Annotated in this window: 11 protein-coding genes and 1 pseudogene; 7 read left to right on the forward strand and 5 right to left on the reverse strand. The window is 70.9% G+C overall.

Annotated features, from left to right (window positions below; all coding sequences use genetic code 11):
• The first annotated feature begins 574 nt into the window (after positions 1-574).
• Entirely contained in the window at positions 575-1546 is a 972-nt protein-coding gene (locus tag ACFYO2_RS40785) for an alpha/beta hydrolase (RefSeq protein WP_388360062.1), read from the forward strand.
• 21 nt (positions 1547-1567) lie between these two features.
• On the forward strand, positions 1568-2287 hold the full coding sequence (locus ACFYO2_RS40790) for an alpha/beta fold hydrolase (protein ID WP_388360065.1): 720 nt from the start codon (positions 1568-1570) through the stop codon (positions 2285-2287).
• A 36-nt stretch (positions 2288-2323) separates the two neighbouring features.
• Here ACFYO2_RS40790 and ACFYO2_RS40795 read toward each other — a convergent pair whose 3' ends face one another.
• On the reverse strand, positions 2324-2449 hold the full coding sequence (locus ACFYO2_RS40795; protein WP_388360068.1) for a hypothetical protein: 126 nt from the start codon (positions 2447-2449) through the stop codon (positions 2324-2326).
• On the opposite strand from ACFYO2_RS40795, the gene ACFYO2_RS40800 reads away from it, so the two are divergent.
• Positions 2448-3047 (forward strand): sulfite oxidase-like oxidoreductase, encoded by a 600-nt coding sequence (locus ACFYO2_RS40800; RefSeq protein ID WP_388360070.1) that lies wholly within the window; start codon positions 2448-2450, stop codon positions 3045-3047. The two genes, ACFYO2_RS40795 and ACFYO2_RS40800, sit on opposite strands and share 2 nt — an antisense overlap.
• 2 nt (positions 3048-3049) lie before the next feature.
• Complete coding sequence (locus ACFYO2_RS40805; RefSeq protein ID WP_388360073.1) at positions 3050-3760, forward strand: FAD-binding oxidoreductase; 711 nt, start codon at positions 3050-3052, stop codon at positions 3758-3760.
• Positions 3761-4066: 306 nt separating this feature from the next.
• On the opposite strand, the pseudogene ACFYO2_RS40810 reads toward ACFYO2_RS40805, so the two are convergent.
• Positions 4067-4468, reverse strand: a pseudogene (locus ACFYO2_RS40810) (DUF4232 domain-containing protein); the annotation flags it as partial.
• Between the two features lie 603 nt (positions 4469-5071).
• On the opposite strand from ACFYO2_RS40810, the gene ACFYO2_RS40815 reads away from it, so the two are divergent.
• The gene (locus tag ACFYO2_RS40815; RefSeq protein ID WP_388360076.1) at positions 5072-5536 is read left to right on the forward strand and encodes a DUF5709 domain-containing protein; all 465 of its coding nucleotides are present in this window, start codon (positions 5072-5074) and stop codon (positions 5534-5536) included.
• A 340-nt stretch (positions 5537-5876) separates the two neighbouring features.
• Here the strand turns inward: ACFYO2_RS40815 and ACFYO2_RS40820 are convergent, their stop codons facing one another.
• Entirely contained in the window at positions 5877-9833 is a 3957-nt protein-coding gene (locus ACFYO2_RS40820) for a carboxypeptidase regulatory-like domain-containing protein (RefSeq protein WP_388360079.1), read from the reverse strand.
• A gap of 138 nt (positions 9834-9971) precedes the next feature.
• On the reverse strand, positions 9972-13748 hold the full coding sequence (locus tag ACFYO2_RS40825) for a S8 family serine peptidase (RefSeq protein WP_388360082.1): 3777 nt from the start codon (positions 13746-13748) through the stop codon (positions 9972-9974).
• Positions 13749-13983: 235 nt separating this feature from the next.
• Between ACFYO2_RS40825 and ACFYO2_RS40830 the strand changes: the two genes are divergently transcribed.
• On the forward strand, positions 13984-15042 hold the full coding sequence (locus ACFYO2_RS40830; RefSeq protein WP_388360085.1) for a LuxR C-terminal-related transcriptional regulator: 1059 nt from the start codon (positions 13984-13986) through the stop codon (positions 15040-15042).
• 475 nt (positions 15043-15517) lie between these two features.
• Positions 15518-18088 (forward strand): carboxypeptidase regulatory-like domain-containing protein, encoded by a 2571-nt coding sequence (locus ACFYO2_RS40835; RefSeq protein WP_388360087.1) that lies wholly within the window; start codon positions 15518-15520, stop codon positions 18086-18088.
• 470 nt (positions 18089-18558) lie between these two features.
• Here ACFYO2_RS40835 and ACFYO2_RS40840 read toward each other — a convergent pair.
• On the reverse strand, positions 18559-19004 hold a 446-nt coding region (locus ACFYO2_RS40840), incomplete at its 5' end, for a LysR substrate-binding domain-containing protein (protein WP_388360088.1).

A 19004-nucleotide genomic window follows, 5' to 3' on the forward strand; every position in this document is an offset into this window, starting at 1 on the left:
GCAGGGCAATGCGCGGGCCGGGTCAGCCGTCTGCCAGTGCGGCACGCTCGATGCTCGCCGCGAACAGCGCGGCATCGTCGATGGCCTGCGGAACCAGTCCGCCGACGGGCATGGTCGACATCTCTTGAAATCCCCTTCGGAAAACGACTTCGATTCGAGTCGTGGCCGGAAGCGGGCGGACTCCGGCGATTGAGTCATGCTCGAATTCCCGTTTACTCGAATCCAACCGAGTGAATTTCACCGACACTCGTCGTGCCCTGAGAACGAGGGAAGACCCTGTGGGTGAGGGGCCGCTGCATGGCCATTACCATAGACGCGACCGTTGCGCCCACCATGTCCTGTCAGTGCACACGGTTTGGCCTCACAGCGCACTGACTCAGCCACGCTCTGAATGTCATTCAATTGGCCTGAAGGCAGCAGTGCGCTGTGAGGACAGCGGCGGTGCACCCAGGGACAATTACCGCACGGCTCGGTGGTTTAGCGTGGCGAAAAGCGGCTCCGGGACGTTCTTCGCGAGACCCTGGCCGAATTGCCGGCAGAGCCGGCGTCCCCACGACCGATTCAGGAGATTCACATGCCCGACACCATCAAGCCGGTTCAGCCGGTGCTGGAGCCCGCGGCAGCCGCGTTCGCGGAGGCCACCGCCAATCCGCCGTACCTGTTCGACCTGGCCCCGGCGGAGGGCCGCAAGGCCGTCGACGAGGTGCAGTCCGGCGAGATCGACAAGCCGGACGTCGACGAGGAGTGGATCACCGTCTCGGGCGGTCCGACGGGCAGCGTCCGTGCACGCATCGTCAAGCCCGCGGGTGCCGAGGGAACCCTGCCAGTGATCCTCTACATCCACGGCGCGGGCTGGGTGTTCGGCAACGCCCACACCCACGACCGCCTGGTGCGGGAACTCGCCGTCGGAGCGGGCGCCGCCGTGGTCTTCCCCGAGTACGACCTCTCCCCCGAGGCCCGCTACCCGGTCGCCATCGAGCAGAACTACGCCGTCGCCCAGTGGGTCGTCGCGCAGGGCGCCTCCAAGGGGCTGGACGGTGCGCGGCTGGCCGTGGCGGGAGACTCGGTGGGCGGCAACATGAGCGCCGCGCTGACCCTGATGGCCAAGGAGCGTGGCGACATTCCCCTGGTCCAGCAGGTGCTGTTCTACCCGGTCACCGACGCGAGCTTCGAAACCGGTTCGTACCACCAGTTCGCCACCGGCTACTTCCTGCGCCGGGACGGCATGCAGTGGTTCTGGGACCAGTACACGACCGACGAGGCGGAGCGGGCCCAGATCACCGCGTCCCCGCTGCGGGCCACCACCGAGCAGCTCAAGGACCTGCCGCCGGCCCTGGTCATCACCGGCGAGGCCGACGTGCTGCGCGACGAGGGCGAGGCCTACGCTGCCAAGCTCCGTGAGGCCGGCGTGCCCGTCACCGCCGTGCGGTTCCAGGGCATCATCCACGACTTCGTGATGCTCAACGCCCTGCGCGGGACGCACGCCGCCGAGGCCGCCATCACGCTCGCCGTCGGCACCCTGCGCGCCGCCCTTCACACAGCCTGATCCCGAAGAGAGAACCCTGACATGACTACCTCCGCTCCCACCGTCGTTCTCGTCCACGGCGCCTTCGCCGACGCGGCCAGCTGGTCCGGGGTCATCACCGAGTTGCAGAGTCACGGAATCCCGGTGATCGCGCCGCCCAACCCGCTGCGCGGACTGGCCTCCGACGCCGCGTACGTCGCCTCGGTGGCCGCCCAGATCGACGGCCCCGTCATCCTGGTCGGCCACTCCTACGGCGGTGCGCTCATCACCGTGGCCGGCGCCACCGAGAACGTCGTCGGTCTGGTCTACGTCGCTGCTTACGTCCTCGAAGAAGGCGAGAGCCTCGGCGAACTGCAGGGCCGGTTCCCCGACAGCCCGTTGGTGAGCAACCTGAAGCAGTGGACGTACCCCGTCGAGGGCACGGACCCTGCGGTCGAGGTCACCATCACGCCCGAGGCATTCCCGGACGTCTTCGCCGCCGACGTGCCCGCCGAGGTCACCAGGGTCCTGGCGGTGGCCCAGCGTCCGCTGGCCGCCGCGGCGTTCGAGGAGACGGCCTCCGCGTCCGCGTGGAAGACCAAGCCCTCCTGGGCGCTCGTGGCCGGCGCCGACCACGCGATCAACCCCGAGGTCGAGCGTTTCGGCGCCAAGCGGGCCGGGGCGACCGTCGTCGAGATCGAGGGTGCGTCGCACGCGGTCGCCGTGTCCCAGCCGAAGGAGGTCGCCGGCCTGATCCTGGACGCGGTACGCGCCACGAGTTGACCAGGTGAAACAGGCAGCCGCGCGGACGGACTCCCCCTACCGCGTCCGCGCGGCCTCGCTGTCGAGCCCTTCTGCGACACACCGGTCGCGGGTCGCACCGGACACACGGGCGGCAACCGCATCGAGCATCTCGGCGCCCCAGGCATTCAGGAGACGACGCATGAACTCCTTCTCACCCGGCTTTCGCGGGCGCGCCCGTCCCCTGCCGGACCGACTGCCTCCCGGCCAATACCCGACGGAGCAGTTTCCCGTGCTGTCTGCGGGGCCCACGCCCCGCGTTCCCCTCGACACCTGGACCTTCACGGTGACCACGGAGCAGGGACGCACGCACCGCTGGACCTGGGAGGAGATGATGGCTCTTCCCCAGCAGGAGACGGTGACCGACATTCACTGTGTCACCAGGTGGTCCAAATTCGACACGCGCTGGCGCGGTGTCCCCGTCAGCGCCTTCTTCGACGAGGTCGAGACGGCCGCGGACCACGTCGTCGTCCACAGCTACGGCGGCTACACCACCAACTTGCCGCTGGAGGACCTCCTCGACGGCAAGGCCTGGATCGCGCACACGTACGACGACTACCCGCTCTCACCCGAGCACGGTGGACCCGCCCGGCTGCTCGTGCCGCATCTGTACTTCTGGAAGTCGGCCAAGTGGGTGCGCGGACTTGAGCTCACGCTCGAAGACGAGCCGGGCTTCTGGGAGTCCGTCGGTTACCACAACTACGGCGATCCGTGGCGCGAGCAGCGCAACTGGGGCGACTGACCATGAGCATCGCCTGGCGCGCCGCGCGGCTCGCCGAGCGCCGCCCCCAGACCGCTACGGCGAGTTCCCTGGTCTTCTCAGTCCCCGGCTGGCCCGGCCACCTGCCCGGCCAGCACGTCGACGTACGGCTCACCGCAGACGACGGCTACCAGGCGGTGCGCAGTTACTCACTGGCCGCACCCGCCGACGGCGATCGCATCGAACTCGGCGTGCAAGCCCTGTCCGACGGGGAGGTCTCCCCGTACCTGGCCCACGATCTGCCGCTCGGTGCCGACGTGGAACTGCGCGGGCCGCTCGGCAACTGGTTCGTCTGGCGGCCCGAGCAGACAGAGCCGGTGCTCCTGGTGGCCGGCGGCTCCGGCGTCGTCCCGCTGGCAGCAATGATCCGCGCCCGCGGCCGGACAGGGACGCGCAGCGCTTTCCAGCTGCTGTACTCGGCGCGCACTCCCGACGACGTCTGGTACCGGGAGCACCTGACCGAGCGGGACCCGCAGCTCGACGTCCGCATCGTGTACACCCGGCAGGCCCCGCCGGGCAGCACGCGCAGGCCCGGCCGCGTCACCCGTGGCGACCTGGACAAGCAGGCGGCACGGCTTCAGCCGGACAGCCCCGTTTACGTCTGCGGGCCCACCGGCTTCGTCGAATCCGTGAGCAATCTGCTGATCGACATGGGGTGCAACCCGGCCGCGATCCGCACCGAACGCTTCGGCTGACCATGGGCGGCGGCATCGATGCCCTCCGCTTCGCCGATGCCGAGTGGTTCCTGCGCGCTGCCACGATCGGCCACCGAGGCCGAGCCGCCCTCGCGCACGGTGTCGCGGTCAGCGCCGGATCCGAACGTCCCGTACGCCCACCTGGCAGACCATCCCCTCCTGGGCCGTGGTCGGCACCGCCGACCGTGTCATCCCGCCCGGCGAGCAGCCGGCCATGGCCACCCGTGCGGGCGCTCGTATCGCGAAGGTCGACGCCGGTCACTTGTCACTGATCACCCGGCCGCCAGGATGCTGGTCAGGTGGGAATCAGCTGCCGTCGCCACGCCTGAAGGGACTCACTTGGGGAACCGACGCCTTGCCCGTGTTGGAGACCCTTCCGCCGGTCCAGCGGACTCTGATCGACTCCGTCTCGTCGGGCGGGGTGACGCGTACGGCCACGGGTGTCACTGTGGTGACCCCGGAGATCGCCGGATTCGTGAAGCTCAGGGCCGACCACGCGCTCGCTCCCGGGGCAAGGGTGACGATCCTTCGCTCCTGCCCGGTGGTCCGCTCGGGGTCCGGTGTGACGGCCTCACCGGCACCGTTGACGAACGCCACACCCGGGAATCCGTACACCGTGCAGGTGCGGTGCGAGCCATTGGCCAAGATGATGGCGAAGTTCTCCTGCCCTGCGCCCGGGTGGTCCGGGCCGACGGATGCCCGCAGTTCGGAGCTGTGGCATCGGGTCGCCGTCGGAGCCTGAGCCGCGGACGCGGTCGGCGTCGGTCTGCCCGACGAGCCGGCGGTACCAACGTTGGCGGACCCCGAGCTGGTGGCCGACGTCCCCTACCGAGAAAATACCGAACTGCATGGGACCTCTCCGTTCCGGCAACTGTGTGGGTGCCGGAAATGTAGGCACCGGTCGGACGGTCGTCGTGCCTGTGTGTGCAGGAGAGCTTGCCCGTCAGCGCCCTCTCCGGGGCCGACTGGTGAGGCGCCGCCTGTCCGGCCGTAAGGGTGGAGTGTCGGTCAGGTGGACGACGCTCGGAGGCAATCGTCGTTCCCGCTCAGCCGTCCGGCTGTACGTGCCCACGAACGAGCCCCCAACCCGCGCCGTCCGGGAGCGGCCACCCGGCGCGGGCGGTGTCCTCCGCGCGCGCACTTCTTGCCCAGGAGTGCACGGTTCCAGGTTCGGGGAGGTGGCGAAGGAGCCAGGGCGGGACGCTTGTGGCCCGTCACCGTCTTCGCCGGGACGGCGTGGTGCAGTGGACGGGCTTGGTGAGGGATGGCCACCCCCAACCCTCCGGCCCCGAACAACGATGGAGAACACAAATGGCGGACGAAGCGATGGGTGACGATGTCTACCAGCCGGACGGTTCCGGGGTGCAGGACGATGTCGGGCTGCTCGACGCGTCGGACACCCTGGACTACCGGGGCGGCGACCAGGCCCTGGATGAGGGCTACTCGCCCCCGGAGAGGCCTTGGGGCGTGGAGCACACCGGCGTCACGGCGTCGGAGCAGCGGCGGGGCGAGAGCCTGGACGAGCGTCTTTCCGAGGAGTTGCCGGACATCGGTGTCCCGGAGGGCGACGGTATCGGGGATACCTGGGACACAGACGGTGAGCTCATCGACTACGAGGTCGGAGACGAGCGCGCCGGACGGCTGGTCGCGCCGGACGAGGGCAGCCATGAGAACACCGAATCCGATCTGATCGCTTCTGACATGGGCCTGGACGGCGCCGGGGCATCGGCCGAGGAGGCCGCGATCCATCTGATCCCGGACTCCGAGACCTATTGAGGGGACGACGAGCGCAGGACGCGCGATCCTGTCCAACCTCCGCCATACCGGACGGCAGGTCTGGAACAAGCAGGAGGTCGCACACCCCCGCAACGTCAACCCCGCCCAACGAGACCTGATCAACTCGCTCGACACCTGACTCGCCGACGCAGTACCCCAGGACAAGGCCGACGTCGCTCATGGTCGCGGCGACCGCCTCTGCGCTGAAATCGGAACCTGTTGGAACACCGTTCGGGTCCTGCGGAGGTTCGGCACCCGGGCCTGATGCTGTGGACGTGACGCTCGACGAGGGAGCCGGGTCCGGCACGGATGGCGTGTACCGGGCCGGCTCCCCGCCCGGTCAGGAGTGCGGTCGGACCGCGGTGACCTTCATCGAGACCGGCACTGGCGCAACGGTGTACGGCGTGTCGTGGACGAGACCGAGTGCGGCCGTGTAGCGGCCTGGGGTCCGCGTCTCGGGCAGCGTTGCGTCGAGCGTGAGCCGCAGGGTGACGGCGGAGTGCGCCGGGACGGTGAGCGTGGTGGCCTCCTCACCGAGCCAGGTGATGTCGTCGGCCTCCGTCTGTCCGTAGCCGGGCAGCAGCTCGGTGGTGGTGACGGCGTTGGCATCACCCCATCCGGTACTACCGCCGATCTTGTACAGGCCGGCCGCCGCCGCGCCGCGGTACGTGGGCGCGGTGTTGTCCGGGAGCCGCTGCCAGGCGTCGGCGCCCGGGTCGTAGGCCCAGGTGGCCGCGGTGATGTCCGCCGTGGCCTGGGTGGCGACGGAGCCGCCGGTCAGCAGCAGCCGGCCGTTCGCGGTGGTGTACGCCGCGCCCCATGTGCCGGTGGGCAGGGAGGCGACCGGTGACCAGGTGTCGTCGGCCGGATCGTAGGAGTAGACGTCGTCGACGACGCCCGTGCCGGGCGACTGCCCACCGGCGCACACGACGTGACCGTCCAGTCCGCCGCAGGCGAGATAGGCGATCGGCAGCGGGTACGGTGCCAGGCTCCGCCAGCTGTCGGTCGCCGGGTCGTAGGACTGGACGGCCGTGACGCCGCAACTGACACCGCAGCCACCGACCATGTACAGCCGGCCGTCGACAACGGCGCTGCCGGCCAGGGCGTATGCCTCGGGAGCGGCGGCGCCGTGGGACCAGGTGTCGGTCGCCGGGTCGAAGACGGCGACGGGAGTGACGGCCTGGCCGGCTTCGTTCTTGCCGCCGGCGACGTACCACTTGCCGTCGACGAAGCCGTGGACGGGACCGCGCCGTGCTTCCGGGGCGTCGGCGCGCCGGACCCAGCCGGCGGTGTCGCCCGCCGTCGAGTCGTAGGCCCACAGGCCCTTCTCGACGGTGTCGTCGCCCTCCATTCCGAAACCGGTGTACACCGTTCCCCGGAAGGTGTCGGCCGCGTTGTCGATGACTCCGTAGGCGATGTCGGGAGCGGGCTGCCACTCCCCTCCCTGCGGCGGTGTCGCGGACGCGTCGGCGGACTCCTGGATCCGGACGGTGGCCGGGGCGCCGCCGGTGTTGCGGACCGTGACCGTGGCGCGGGCCGTGGTGTCCTGCCGTACCGAGGCGGCGACGGCGGACGGGGTGACGGTGAGACGGCCGGCCGGCATATCGAGGTCTGCGGTCCGGACGCTGTCGCGTACGACGCGGGCGGTCACGGTGCGGTCGGCGTACAGGGACTTGGCCGCCGTCAGCTTCACGGTGCCGGTGCGCCCGTGGTCACCGGTCGGCGCGAACAGCCGGTACAGGCCGTCCGCGGTGGCCGGGTCGGCGGGCGTCGCGACGGACACGGCGGGCGAGGTACCCGTGGCGCCGCCGGTGACCTCGGCGCCGTTGACCGGCTCCTTGGTGTTGGCGTCCCGGGTGTGGCCGACGACCAGCCCGCCCGGCACTTTGTCGTAGGTGCGGTCGCCGACGAAGACGTCGTCCACGGCCCACCACCAGCCGAAGCTGCCGGTGAAGTGAAAGCGCAACTGGACTGCGGCGCGGCCCGCGTAGTCGGACAGGGGGATCTCGATGTGGGCCGGGCCGTCCACCGAGTCCGTGGTGTGCCGCCAGACGGTGGTCCAGGTGGTGCCGTGGTCGGTGCTGACGTCGACGGTCGCGCTCTGCCCGTCGATGCCGCGGTAGGCGGTGTCGAAGGCGACCCGGGGGGCGGTGCGGTCGGTGAAGTCGTAGACGGGGCTGGTGAGTTGACTGTCCTGGGAGACGCCGCCCCCGTAGTGGTCGCTGTCCACGATGGCGAACGCCCCCTTGCCGCCGGTGGTGTTGCCGCGCGCACCGGGGTCGTCGAACGTCCAGCCGCCGGTGGACGAGTCGGTGTTGGCGACCCGCCAGCCGTCCGGTGCGGCGGTGCTCTCGGTGAACGGCTCGGTGGGGCCTGAGCGGTGCACCGCGTAGCCGGGGGCCAGGGCCGCTTCCTCGTCCGCGGGTACGGCGACGTCGGCCTTCACCGTACGCCCCGCGACCCTCAACTCCCGGGTCACCGCCCGGTATCCCGGGTAGGCCGCGGCGATGTTCAGCGTGTAGGTGTGACCGGTCGGCAGCGACACCGAGTACCGACCGGTGGCGGGGTCGGTCCACACCGGGTCCAGGGGCGTGCCGTCCACGGTAATCGACGCGTACAGCGGCCAGCCGTGCCCCGATCCGTCGGTGACGGTTCCCGAGACGGTCCGGCTGGGCACCGCGGTGATGGTGAGGTCGCGGGCGAGGGCGGTGCCGTCGTCGACGCGGACCTTGCCGGGTGCGGCGGTGGCGTAGCCGTAGGCGTCGACGGTCAGGTCGTACGTTCCTGTGGGCAGTGTCAGGGCGTAGTGGCCCTGGGTGTCGGTGCTGGTGCGGTGGTCGTCGTCGGCGGAGACGGCGGCGCCGGGCACCGGTCGGCCGGTGCGGGCGTCGGTGACCGTGCCGGTGATCCGGCCGTGCGGGCCCATGCGGAAGGCGGTGAGTCCGTTCGGCGTGCCGAGTCCGGTGGGGCCGTCGTAGCCGGCGGTCGCGGTGCACAGGTAGGCGGGATCGCAGGTGCCGTTGGAGCCGTCCGTGACGTCGTTGAGCGCTTCGTCGGGGGCGGCGTACGGGTAGGCGTTGGGCTCGGTGTCCTCGACGGGGGCACCGGCGGCGGCGTACACGCCCGCGATGAGGGGCGCCGAGGCGCTGGTGCCGCCGTAGACGCCCCAGCCCGCCGAGCCGTAGCTGTCGTACACCGCGACGCCGGTGTCCGGGTCCGCCACGGCCGACACGTCGGCCACGGTCCGGTGGTCGCAGCCCGAGTCGTGCTGGAACGCGGGCTTGGGCAGGTAGCGGGAGCAGCCCGATCCGGTGCCGTAGCCGTCGTGCGACCACACCGACTCCGACCAGCCGCGTGCCGTGCCGGTGTCCCGGCGCAGACTGGTGCCGCCGACCGCCGTGACGTGGGGTGAGGCGGCGGGGAAGGACACGCCGGCGTCGTCGTCGCCGGACGAGGCGACGATCGCCACCCCGGGGTGGTCGTAGTAGGCGTCCCAGGCGGTCTCGGCCGGGTCCTCGTCGAAGAGGTCGTACCGGGTGCCGTAGGAGTTGGAGACGACGTCGGCGCCCAGGGTGACGGCCTGCCGCACGGCCGCGCCGAGGTTGTCGATGGTGGCGTCGTTCGCCTCCACGAGCAGCAGGCGGGCGTGGGGCGCGGCGGCAGACACCATGTCGAGGTCGAGCGCGGCCTCGCCGGCCCAGCCGGCTTCGGGCTCCGGGTAGTCGGTGCCGCCGCGCTGGTCGACCTTGGTGAAGCAGCCGTCCGCGCTCGTGCAGGCCGGAAGGCCGAACTGGGCGCGGTAGACGGCCAGATCGGCCTCGGCGGTGGGGGCGTCCTGGGCGACGACCACGGCGACGGTCAGGCCCTCCCCGCCGTCGCCGGGCAGCGCGTAGGCCGTTCGCAGCTCGGCCGGGCCGAAACCGGGGGGCGCCTGCGCGGCCACGGCGCCGGACCGCTTCGCGGACGGACCGGTGCGCCGGATGGCGAAGCAGGTCGCCTCTCCGGGCGAGGGCGTACCGCACAACGACTCGGTGCCGTCGGCCTTGCCGGAGGAGGACGTAGCAGAGGAGGAGGTAGCAGAGGAGGACGACGTGGCGAGCGCTGTTCGGTCGCCGGCGGAGGCGTCCGCCGCACCGGACACGGCCACGATCGCGGCGCTCAGGGCGACCGCCGCGATCCGGACTCCGCGGCGTGGGCGGCCCGTGTCGGGACGTCTGAGGGGTGGTATGTGCACCGGCTTCTTCTTCTCTCTCATGAGCACCCTGTGCGGGATCGCCTGCCAGGGGTGCGTCGGCATGCGTGGGCCAACCGTGCGGAGGGGAGGTGACGGTGCGTCAACTCGGTCCGTGTAGGAGGGGATGGGCATGGACGGATGCCGCCCGGCGGTCGTGCGGGGATCGCCGGGCGGCTTCGGTCAGGCCGAGGTCAGGTCAGGTCATCCGGCGATTCCCGCGGCGCGTACGACGGTCTGCGTCACGGTGTTGCCGTGGCTGTCGCCGACCTGGACGCGCAGCGTGAGGTATCGCGCTGATGCGGGCGCGTGCAGGTGCAGGGTCACCTTGCCGTTGCCCCTGCCGCTGAGGCGTGCCGCCGTCCAGGTGGCGCCGTCGTCGTAGGACAGTTCCACCTTGCGGGTGTTGAGCGCCGGGTTGGAGCCGCCCGGAAGGTGCAGCGGAGTGACGAGCAGGGTCGCGTCGGCGGCTGCCTTGCCGTCGTCGGACGTCGGCAGGGTGTAGTCGACCTGGACGAGCGGGAGTTGCTCGCTGTCGTCGGCGTTCCCGGGCGCCGCGGAGGTGAACGTCCACTCGGTGCGGGTGGCGGTCGAGTAGGGGAAGGCGGCCGTGGCGGTTCGGGTCGCCGTGTGCACCAGACGGTAGGTGCCCTTGGCGGCCGGTACGGTCGCGCTCACCCCGGCGCCGCCCTCGGCGACCAGCGTGTCGCCCCGGTACAGGGACGTCTCCTGGGTGGTGTCGGTGCTACCGAAGGCGGCGTAGTTGGTGTGGCCGCCGCCGGAGTCGCCCCAGGACGGGATGATGACGTCCAGCTGGTCGCCGGTGCGCACGGGCAGTTGGACGCTGTCGTTGATGCGGGGCCGCACCACGGGTCCGAACCACTCCACGTCCGTGGTGCTTCCCGCCGGATAGGTGACGGCTCCGGACGCGCTGTAGGACAGGGACTGGAGCTCGCCCTCCTCGGTCCACGAGAAGGTCTTGTCGGTGCTGACGTAGTCGGTGCGGTGCGCGCCGGCCGTGCTCAGCCGGTTGGTGGCGACCTGGTAGGTGGTCCAGGGGTGGACGTCGTAGCGGTTCTCGTACACCTCGCGGCCGGTTGGGTTACGGAAGGAGGTCTCGACCCGGGCCAGTTGACCGGTCGTGGGTGCGTAGACCGGGTCGGCGGGGATGCGGCCCTTCCAGGTGCGGACCAGGTCGTACAGGTAGTCCGTGTCGGGGCGGGAGACGGCCCGCACCGGCACACTGCCCGTCGTGCTCGCGTCGACGCTCGCCATGAGCTTGTCGCCGTCCGTGCGGGACAGGCCTACCACCTCGATGGAGGACTTGATGATGGGCTCGCGCAGTCGCCCGTCGAGGTCGTTGACGAACAGCAGCAGCTTCACGCCCGCGGCCTGTGCGGCCCTGATCTGGTCGTCCGCGGTGTCCTCGTCACTGGAGTCCCAGGGCACCACGGCGGCCTTGCCGGCGGCGTCGACGCCCTGGTAGTCCTCCGTGAGACCGTCGCCCGGGTGGATCAGGTCGAGGGTGTAGTCGTCCTCGGGGAGCTTCGTCGAGCCGGGCATGATCCACAGGTCGTCGAACTCGTGGCCGCCTGCGGTCACCGACAGCAGTGGTTCCTGGTTGCGCCAGCGGGCGGTGAGGTACTGCTCGCCGTCATTGGGGGCGGACGTGGGCGCCGTCCAGATGCTGTCGTAGCCGTCGCCGATCAGCGACATGTCGGCGACCGAGGAGCCGTCTTTGAACTCGCGGTAGTAGTCCAGGCGCCGGGAGAAGTTCTCGGTCTTCTTCGGCGTGACGGTCTTGACCTCCTTGAGCTTGGTGCCGTCGAGCACGAGGCCGGTGGTTCCGGTCACCTTCACCTGGGGGATGACCATGCGGGCGTATCCGGCCGAGGCGGAACCATGTGTGCCCTGCACGCGGAAGTCGGCGTAGACGGTGTAGAGGCCGGGCGGCAGCAGTTCGTCGGACTGGCTGTTGCCGTAGAGGTAGGTGCCCGCGTACTCGTCGCCCTTGCGGTAGAAGGTGAGGACGCCGTCCGTGGCCTCGCCCGAGCGACCGGTGACCTTGGTGCGCACGTGGAACAGCTGCTGGCGGGTGCTGACGCCGAGCAGCGTGCGGGTCAGCGCGGTGCCGTCGGCGGACGCCGTCAGCTGTCCGGTCCGGCGTTGGAGGTCGCCCGCCTTGTCCAGGTCGGTGGTGATCGTGGCGGTCGCGGTGCCGTGCGCGGGTATCTCGACGCGGCTGGGGGTGACGGTGAAGACGCCGTCGGGAACGCCGGGGGCGTCCACGACGAGGTCCACGGTGACGGCCCGGTCGCCGGTGTTGGTCCAGGTCGCCGTGGACGGGACGGTGCCCTGCTCCGTGCCGGGCGAGTGGATGCCGGCGTCGATCTTGCCGGTGGCGGTGAGCGTCGCCGTGGCCGCCGCGGCGGCGTCCACCCGGCCGTTGCCGCCGTCGTCCGCGCTGATGTCGGGGGTAGGCCTGGCGGTGCTGACCACGGCGTCCTTGATGCGGCTGCCGGTCCAGTCGGGGTGCGCGGCGGCTACCAGCGCGGCCACCCCGGCCACGTGCGGGGTCGCCATGGAGGTGCCGCTGGCCGTCATGTAGGAGCCGCTGCCGTTGGCCGCGTACTGCGAGCGGGCGGCCAGGATGCCGACGCCGGGCGCGGTGATCTCGGGCTTGAGGGTGTCGTCGCCGTAGAGGGGGCCACGGCTGGAGAAGTCGGCGATGGCATCGGAGGAGTCGACCGCGCCGACGGTCAGGGCCGCGTCGGCGGTGCCGGGCGAGCGGACCGTCTGGGCACCGGGACCGTCATTGCCGGCGGCGATGGTGAACAGGGCGCCGGTCTCGGCGCTCAGCTCGTTCACGGCCCGGGCGAGGACGGTCTCACCGTCGGCGTTCTCGCTGCTGCCCAGGCTCATGCTGATGACCCGGGCGTGAACATCGCGGGCGGCCCACTCCATGCCCGCCAGGATCCAGGAGTCGTACCCGTAACCCTCGTTGGCCAGGACCTTGCCGACGTGCAGGTCGACGCCGAGTGCGACGCCCTTCTCCTTGCCGTCGGAGGCGGCGCCGCTGCCGGCGATGGTCGAGGCGACGTGCGTGCCGTGGCCGTGGCGGTCGGTGACGTCCTGGCCGGGGACGAAACTGGCGCTGTCTTCGACGACGTCCTTCAGATCGGGGTGGCCCGGGTCGTAGCCGGTGTCGAGGACAGCCACGTCGACGCCGTCGCCGGTGTTGCCGCCCGCCCAGACCTCGGGGGCGCCGATCTGGGCGACCGAGTCGCTGAGTGTGGCCTCGGCCTTGCCGTCGAGCCAGACCTTGACGACGCCGCCGCGGAAGGCCGCGTCGGCGTCGGTGCCCGGCGCCTTCACGGAGCCGACGTCGGAGCCGGACGCGGTGCCGGTGAGCGCGCTCCACAGGGCGCCGGTGTCCTCGCGGTCCGCGGCGAGGGCCACACCGTTGACGCTGGTGAGGGGGCGTACGTCCGTCGCGTCGCCCGGCATGGCGACGGCGCGCTTGCGCAAGGCGGAGGCGGGCGCCTCCTTGCCGCCGTAGGTGACGATGAGGGGCAGGTGCGTGAGCGCCGCGTCGTCGTAGCCGTCGGCCACGAGCCGGGAGACGTTGAAGAGTTGGTCGTCCAGGGCGCCGGACGCCAGGTAGGGGCGGGCGGAGTCGGGATAGACGTAGGTGTCGCGGCCCACGGTCAGCACGCGGGCGCCGGTCGACTCGCCGCCGGGGCCCTGAACGGTGATCGTGCCGGGGCCGCCGCCCGCGCCGGGGGCGACGGTGACCTTGTCGCCGGTCACCAGGGTGACGACGGATGGGGCAATGTTGTCGGAAGTGCGGGTGGCACGGGCCGAGTTGTCGGTCGGCGAGGTGTCTGCGGAGGAGGCCACGTGCGGGGTCGCCGCGGTGACCAGGAGGGCGGTCGCGACCACGAGCAGGCGGCGCCGTCTTCCGGAGGGGTGGCGTGTCAAAGGATTCCCTCGACTTGAATGGGCGTACTGGCAGTTGACGCACAGGGCCAGTCGCGTCCTTGGGACTGGTGGGAGCGTGCCCACCTTGACGGTGTCGCGTCATGCGCGACAAGATCCGGCTGTCGCGGCTTCGCGCAATTGCGCACATGCGCCTGCCTCCCGCGGGCGGCGGCGCACAGATGCGGCAGCGACACCTGCCACCCCGATGCGCACTACAGCAGGAGCGTCAGACCGCATGGACGTGACGTCGGACAGCCCCTGGGCCGGCCTCGGGCTGGACGCACTCAGCGGCCGAGTCCTGGAGTACCTGGTGGGCCACCCCGCCGCCTCCGCCCCCACCGTGGCCGCCGCGGTCGGCGCCTCGCCCGACCAGGCCGAGAGCGCACTGCGGTCTCTGGAGGACGTACTCCTGGTCATCCCCATTGCCGACCGGCCCCCGCGCTGGAAGGCCGGCCCGCCACGTTCGTCCCTGGGCTCCCTGCTGGCCCGCAGGCGCGCCGAACTGGCCCAGGCCGAGCTGTACATGGAGCAGCTTCACGAGATCTACGACGTCGCGGCCCGCCCGCAGACTCCGCACCTGATGGAGGTCCTGGAGGACAACGAGGAGGTCGCCGCACGTTATGCGCATCTCCTCAAGGGCAGCACCCATGAAGTACTGCACCTGGCCAAGCCGCCCTATGTGACCGGGCCCGCGGATGCCTCCGATCACGCGGATGCCTCCGGTCACGTGGATGGCGCACAGCCGGAGTTCCGCGAGGGAATACGGCTGCGGTCGGTCTACGACACCGAGGGCTTCACGGACACGGTGTCACTCGAGACGGCACTGCGGGGCAGCGCCGGCGGCGGCGAGTTCCGGCTCAGCTCCCGACTCCCCCTCAAACTGGTCCTGTTCGACCGGACCACCGCCCTCCTGCCCCTGCACGACGACCGCCCCTCGGCAGGATCACTCGTGGTCCACTCACCTGCCCTCGTCGCCGCACTCGCCGCACTGTTCGAGGCCATCTGGAAGCACGCGGTGCCGGTGTCACTCGAAAGCCGGCAGGACTGGCCCGCCCCCCGCCAGACCCGGGAAACGACACCGCTCGACGAACGAACCCAGGCGATACTCGACCTCATGGCGACCGGGATGAAGGACGACGCCATCGCCCGGGTACTCGACATCAGCCGCCGCACCGTGCAAAAGCATGTGAGCGAGGCAGGTACCGCACTCGGCGCCAGAACACGCTTCCAGATCGCCCTCCGGGCAGCCGAACGAGGCTGGCTGCCGCTGGAGACACCGAACTCGAACGAGTAAGGGCCGGAGCACAACCTCGTCCGATCCGTTCTCGGTATTCTCCCCGACTCGATTTGACGCTTTTACCGGAGGAAGACAAAAACCCCCGGATGGAGCGGAGTTCAGAACTGGGAGTGCGATTTCATTCTGTTGCCTGCTTACCCTGCCCGGCAAGGGTGAACCGTGCGGAATATGTGATCCTGCGCAAGTGAGAAGCCCGTCGGCGGCTTGGTCCCCGAGGCTGCGCATGGCCTGTTGAACGGGTCGGGCGCAGGCCACGGACCGGGCCGGATGCGTTGCTGTGGGTTTGTCTCGATCGGGTCGATGACGACACATGCGCGCAACAATTCGGGGGTTGACAGGCCGCCAATTGGCATCGGCTAATTGATCGCCCGCACATCATGCGTATTCACTTTCGTCCGGCCCGAGTTGAGGGCCCAGTCATGATTGGCGTCTTGTGTCGATATCCACTCGTGCGAGAGGTGTGTTCCCGGCCTTGCGCATATTCCATCGCGGTGCGGCGATTGTCGGTGTCGCGACCTTGGCACTCCTGGGCGTCCAGCCCCTTGCGCACGCCGCACCGCCCACGCTCGCGCAGGCCACGACCGGCACCGCCCAGGACGCATACGACGCCGAGCCCGACTTGGCACCCGTCTGCGGCACCCCGGCCAAGGGGCACGCGACCTGCTACGCCATGCGCGCGACGGACCAGCCGGCCAGGATGCGGCTGAGCGCGTCCGAGGTTCCCGCGGGGCTCGGTCCGCAGGACATTCAGAGCGCCTACAGCCTGCCCGCCGACGGGGGCGCCGGCCAGACCATCGCGATCGTCGACGCCTACGACAACCCCAACGCCGAGGCAGACCTGGCCGTTTACCGCGCCCAGTACGGCCTGCCTCCCTGCACCACGGCCAACGGCTGCTTCAGGAAGGTGAACCAGCGCGGCGGCACCGACTACCCGCTCCCCAGCAACGCCTGGGCGGGAGAGATCGCCCTCGACCTGGACATGGTCTCCGCGGCGGCACCGAACGCCGACATCCTGCTGGTGGAGACGGACAACGACGGTCTGGAAAACCTCGCCGCCGGTGTGGACGAGGCCGTGGCCCTCGGCGCCAAGTACGTCTCCAACTCCTATGGCAGAACCGGTGACTACCCGACCGACCTGGCCACCTACGGGTCCTCCTACGACCATCCCGGCGTCGCCGTGGTCGCGGCCAGCGGCGACAACAAATACGGCGTCTCGTTCCCCGCGACCCTCCCGTCCGTGACCGCGGTCGGCGGTACCACCCTGACGGCCGACCCGGCCAGTGCGCGCGGCTGGTCGGAGACCGTCTGGACCAGGGACTCCTACGGACCGGGCTCCGGGTGCGCGTCCCAGCAGAGGAAGCCGGACTTCCAGCAGGACACAGGCTGCGCGGGGCGAAGCGTCGCCGACGTGTCAGCCGTCGCCGACAACGTTGCCGTCTACCTGACCTACGGCTCACAGGGGACCGGCTGGCAACGCTACGGCGGCACCAGCGTCGCGACGCCGGTGATCGCCTCCGTCTACGCGCTGGCCGGGCCCCCGCGCCCCGGCACCTCCCCCAACTCCTATCCCTACGCTGCGAACGGCGTCGGTCTCAACGACATCACCACCGGGTCGAACGGAACCTGCTCCGTCGCGTACCTGTGCAACGCCGGCACCGGTTACGACGGTCCGACCGGCCTGGGCACCCCGGCGGGCCTGGCCGCCTTCCGCAGCGGACCGCACGGCACCCTCTCCGGTACGGTCAAGGACGCGGCCACCGGCAAGCCGGTCGCCCACGCGACCGTCGGGTCCGGGCTCGACATCGCCACGACCGACACGCAGGGGGCGTACACGCTCGACCTCCCCGCGGGCACGGTCAACGCCCTGACGGTGAAGGCCTTCGGCTACACGACGACCACACCGGTCACCCTCGACATCGCGGACGGCCAGACCCTCACCCGCGACTTCGGTCTCTCCCCGATCCCTCGTGAGCGCGTCCACGGCACCGTCAAGGACGGGTCAGGACACGGCTGGCCGCTCTACGCCCGACTCGCCGTGAGCGGGTCCCCGGAAGCCCCGGTCTGGACCGACCCGGTCACCGGCGCATACGAAATGACCCTGCCGAAGGGGAGCGACTACACGCTGAACGTCACCGCCGCCCTGCCCGGCTACGAATCCCTCGCACGGCCGGTGACGGTCCACAACAAGGCCGTCACCGCGGACGTGGCGCTGACCGCCGATCCCGACACCGCCACTGCCGTCGGCTACCGGCTCGAACTCGCCGACCGGGCCGAGACGTTCGAGTCCACCACGACCGCGCCCCAGGGCTGGACCGTGGTGAACGCGGCCGGTACCGACAACGGATGGGAGTTCGACGACCCGACCCAACGCGGCAACTCCACCGGCGGCGATGGCGCCTTCGCCGTCGTCGAGAGCGACAACGGGCCGATCGGACCGCATCAGAACAGCCAACTCATCAGCCCCGCATACGACCTGTCCGCCGCACAGTCGGCGCAACTCACCTTCAAGACCGCGTACCTGGCCAACCCCACCCAGCAGCACATGACCGTGGACGCCAGCACGGACGACGGCGCCACCTGGGAGAATGTCTGGACCGGGCCGAAGGTCAGCGACTCCGCGCAGCGCCTGACCGTGCCCGTGTCACTCCGGCAGTTCGCCGGGCACAAAGCCGTGCGGCTGCGCTTCCATTTCGTCGCCGACTGGGGCTACTTCTGGTCACTCGACGACGTGAACGTCCAGACCCGCGTCCTCGTGCCCACCCCCGGGGGCCTGACCGTCGGCACGGTCCGGGACGGCACAAGCGGCGCCGGCTTGGTCGGCGCCACCGTCAGCGACACCGCGGACCCGGACGAATCCACCCTCACCACGGCCACGCCCGAGGACCCGGCCGTCAAGGACGGCTTCTACACCGTGTTCTCGGCGAATCCGGGCCCGCACGTCCTCCAGGTCACCGCGTCCGGTTACGCGGAGCTGCGCCGGAGGACGACAGTGCGGCCCGATCGGGTCCGCCGCATGGATCTCGCCCTCAAGCCGGACGCATGACCACGGTACCGGCGACCTTGCACGTCAAGGCGTGCGGGTAGGGTCCCGCCTCGGAACGGGCCTGCCGGAGCCTGAACGCCGCGAAAGGACCGCCACCTTGTGGGCGGCGGTCCTCTCGCGGCGCGTGGCAATCCCGCAGAGCCCGTCACTTCGGGAGTCGAACCGCGGGAAGTGGTCCCGCAGCGTTCTCCTCTCCTGCCCTGTCCGTCGGAGCGGAGGTTCCGCATCGCAAGCCGGGCGTTGCGACTGAAGGAGGCAGTGCTCGCCGAGGGGGTCGGTTCACGCTCGGCGCGTCAAGGCGCTGTCATGGCAGCCGGTGTGACTCGTCGTCGGCCGTTCACCCACCTCGCCGCAGCAGCGGTCCGCGCCCTGCCGCGTGGAGCCCCATCAGCTCGACAGGGGCACGCAGCCCGCCATGACATTGGGGGCGGCGTCGGCCCGGGAGGGCCCAGAGGGTGCCCTGGTCGCCGTCAGGTGATGTGCCGCAGCAGCGCGGCGACCGCCGGGGACGCCTCGCCGGGAGGTCGCACCACCATGATCTTCCAGCTCGGCGCGTGCCGGCCGAACCGGTACTGGGGCAGATCGGGGAAGCGGTCCGCGATCGACTCGGGCATGATGCAGACGCCAAGGTCGTTACGGACCAGTTCGGCTGCCGCGACGATGTCGTTCACCTCGAACGTCGTGCCGCGATCGACGCCCGCGGCCCGGAAGGCCCGGTCGACCGCGTAGCGGATGGCCCAGCCGGGTGTGAAGTCCACCAGGGGCAGCTGGGCCACGTCGGCGAGATGGACCTCGCCGTTGGGGGGGGGGGGGGGGGGGGGGGCCCCCGGGGGGGGGGGGGCGCCCCCCCACCCCCCGCCCCCCCCACGCCCGCGCGGGAGCGCAGCGGCGGAGGGGGGGGGGGGGGGGGGCGCCG

This window comes from Streptomyces sp. NPDC006602, assembly GCF_042870385.1.
Taxonomy (GTDB): domain Bacteria; phylum Actinomycetota; class Actinomycetes; order Streptomycetales; family Streptomycetaceae; genus Streptomyces.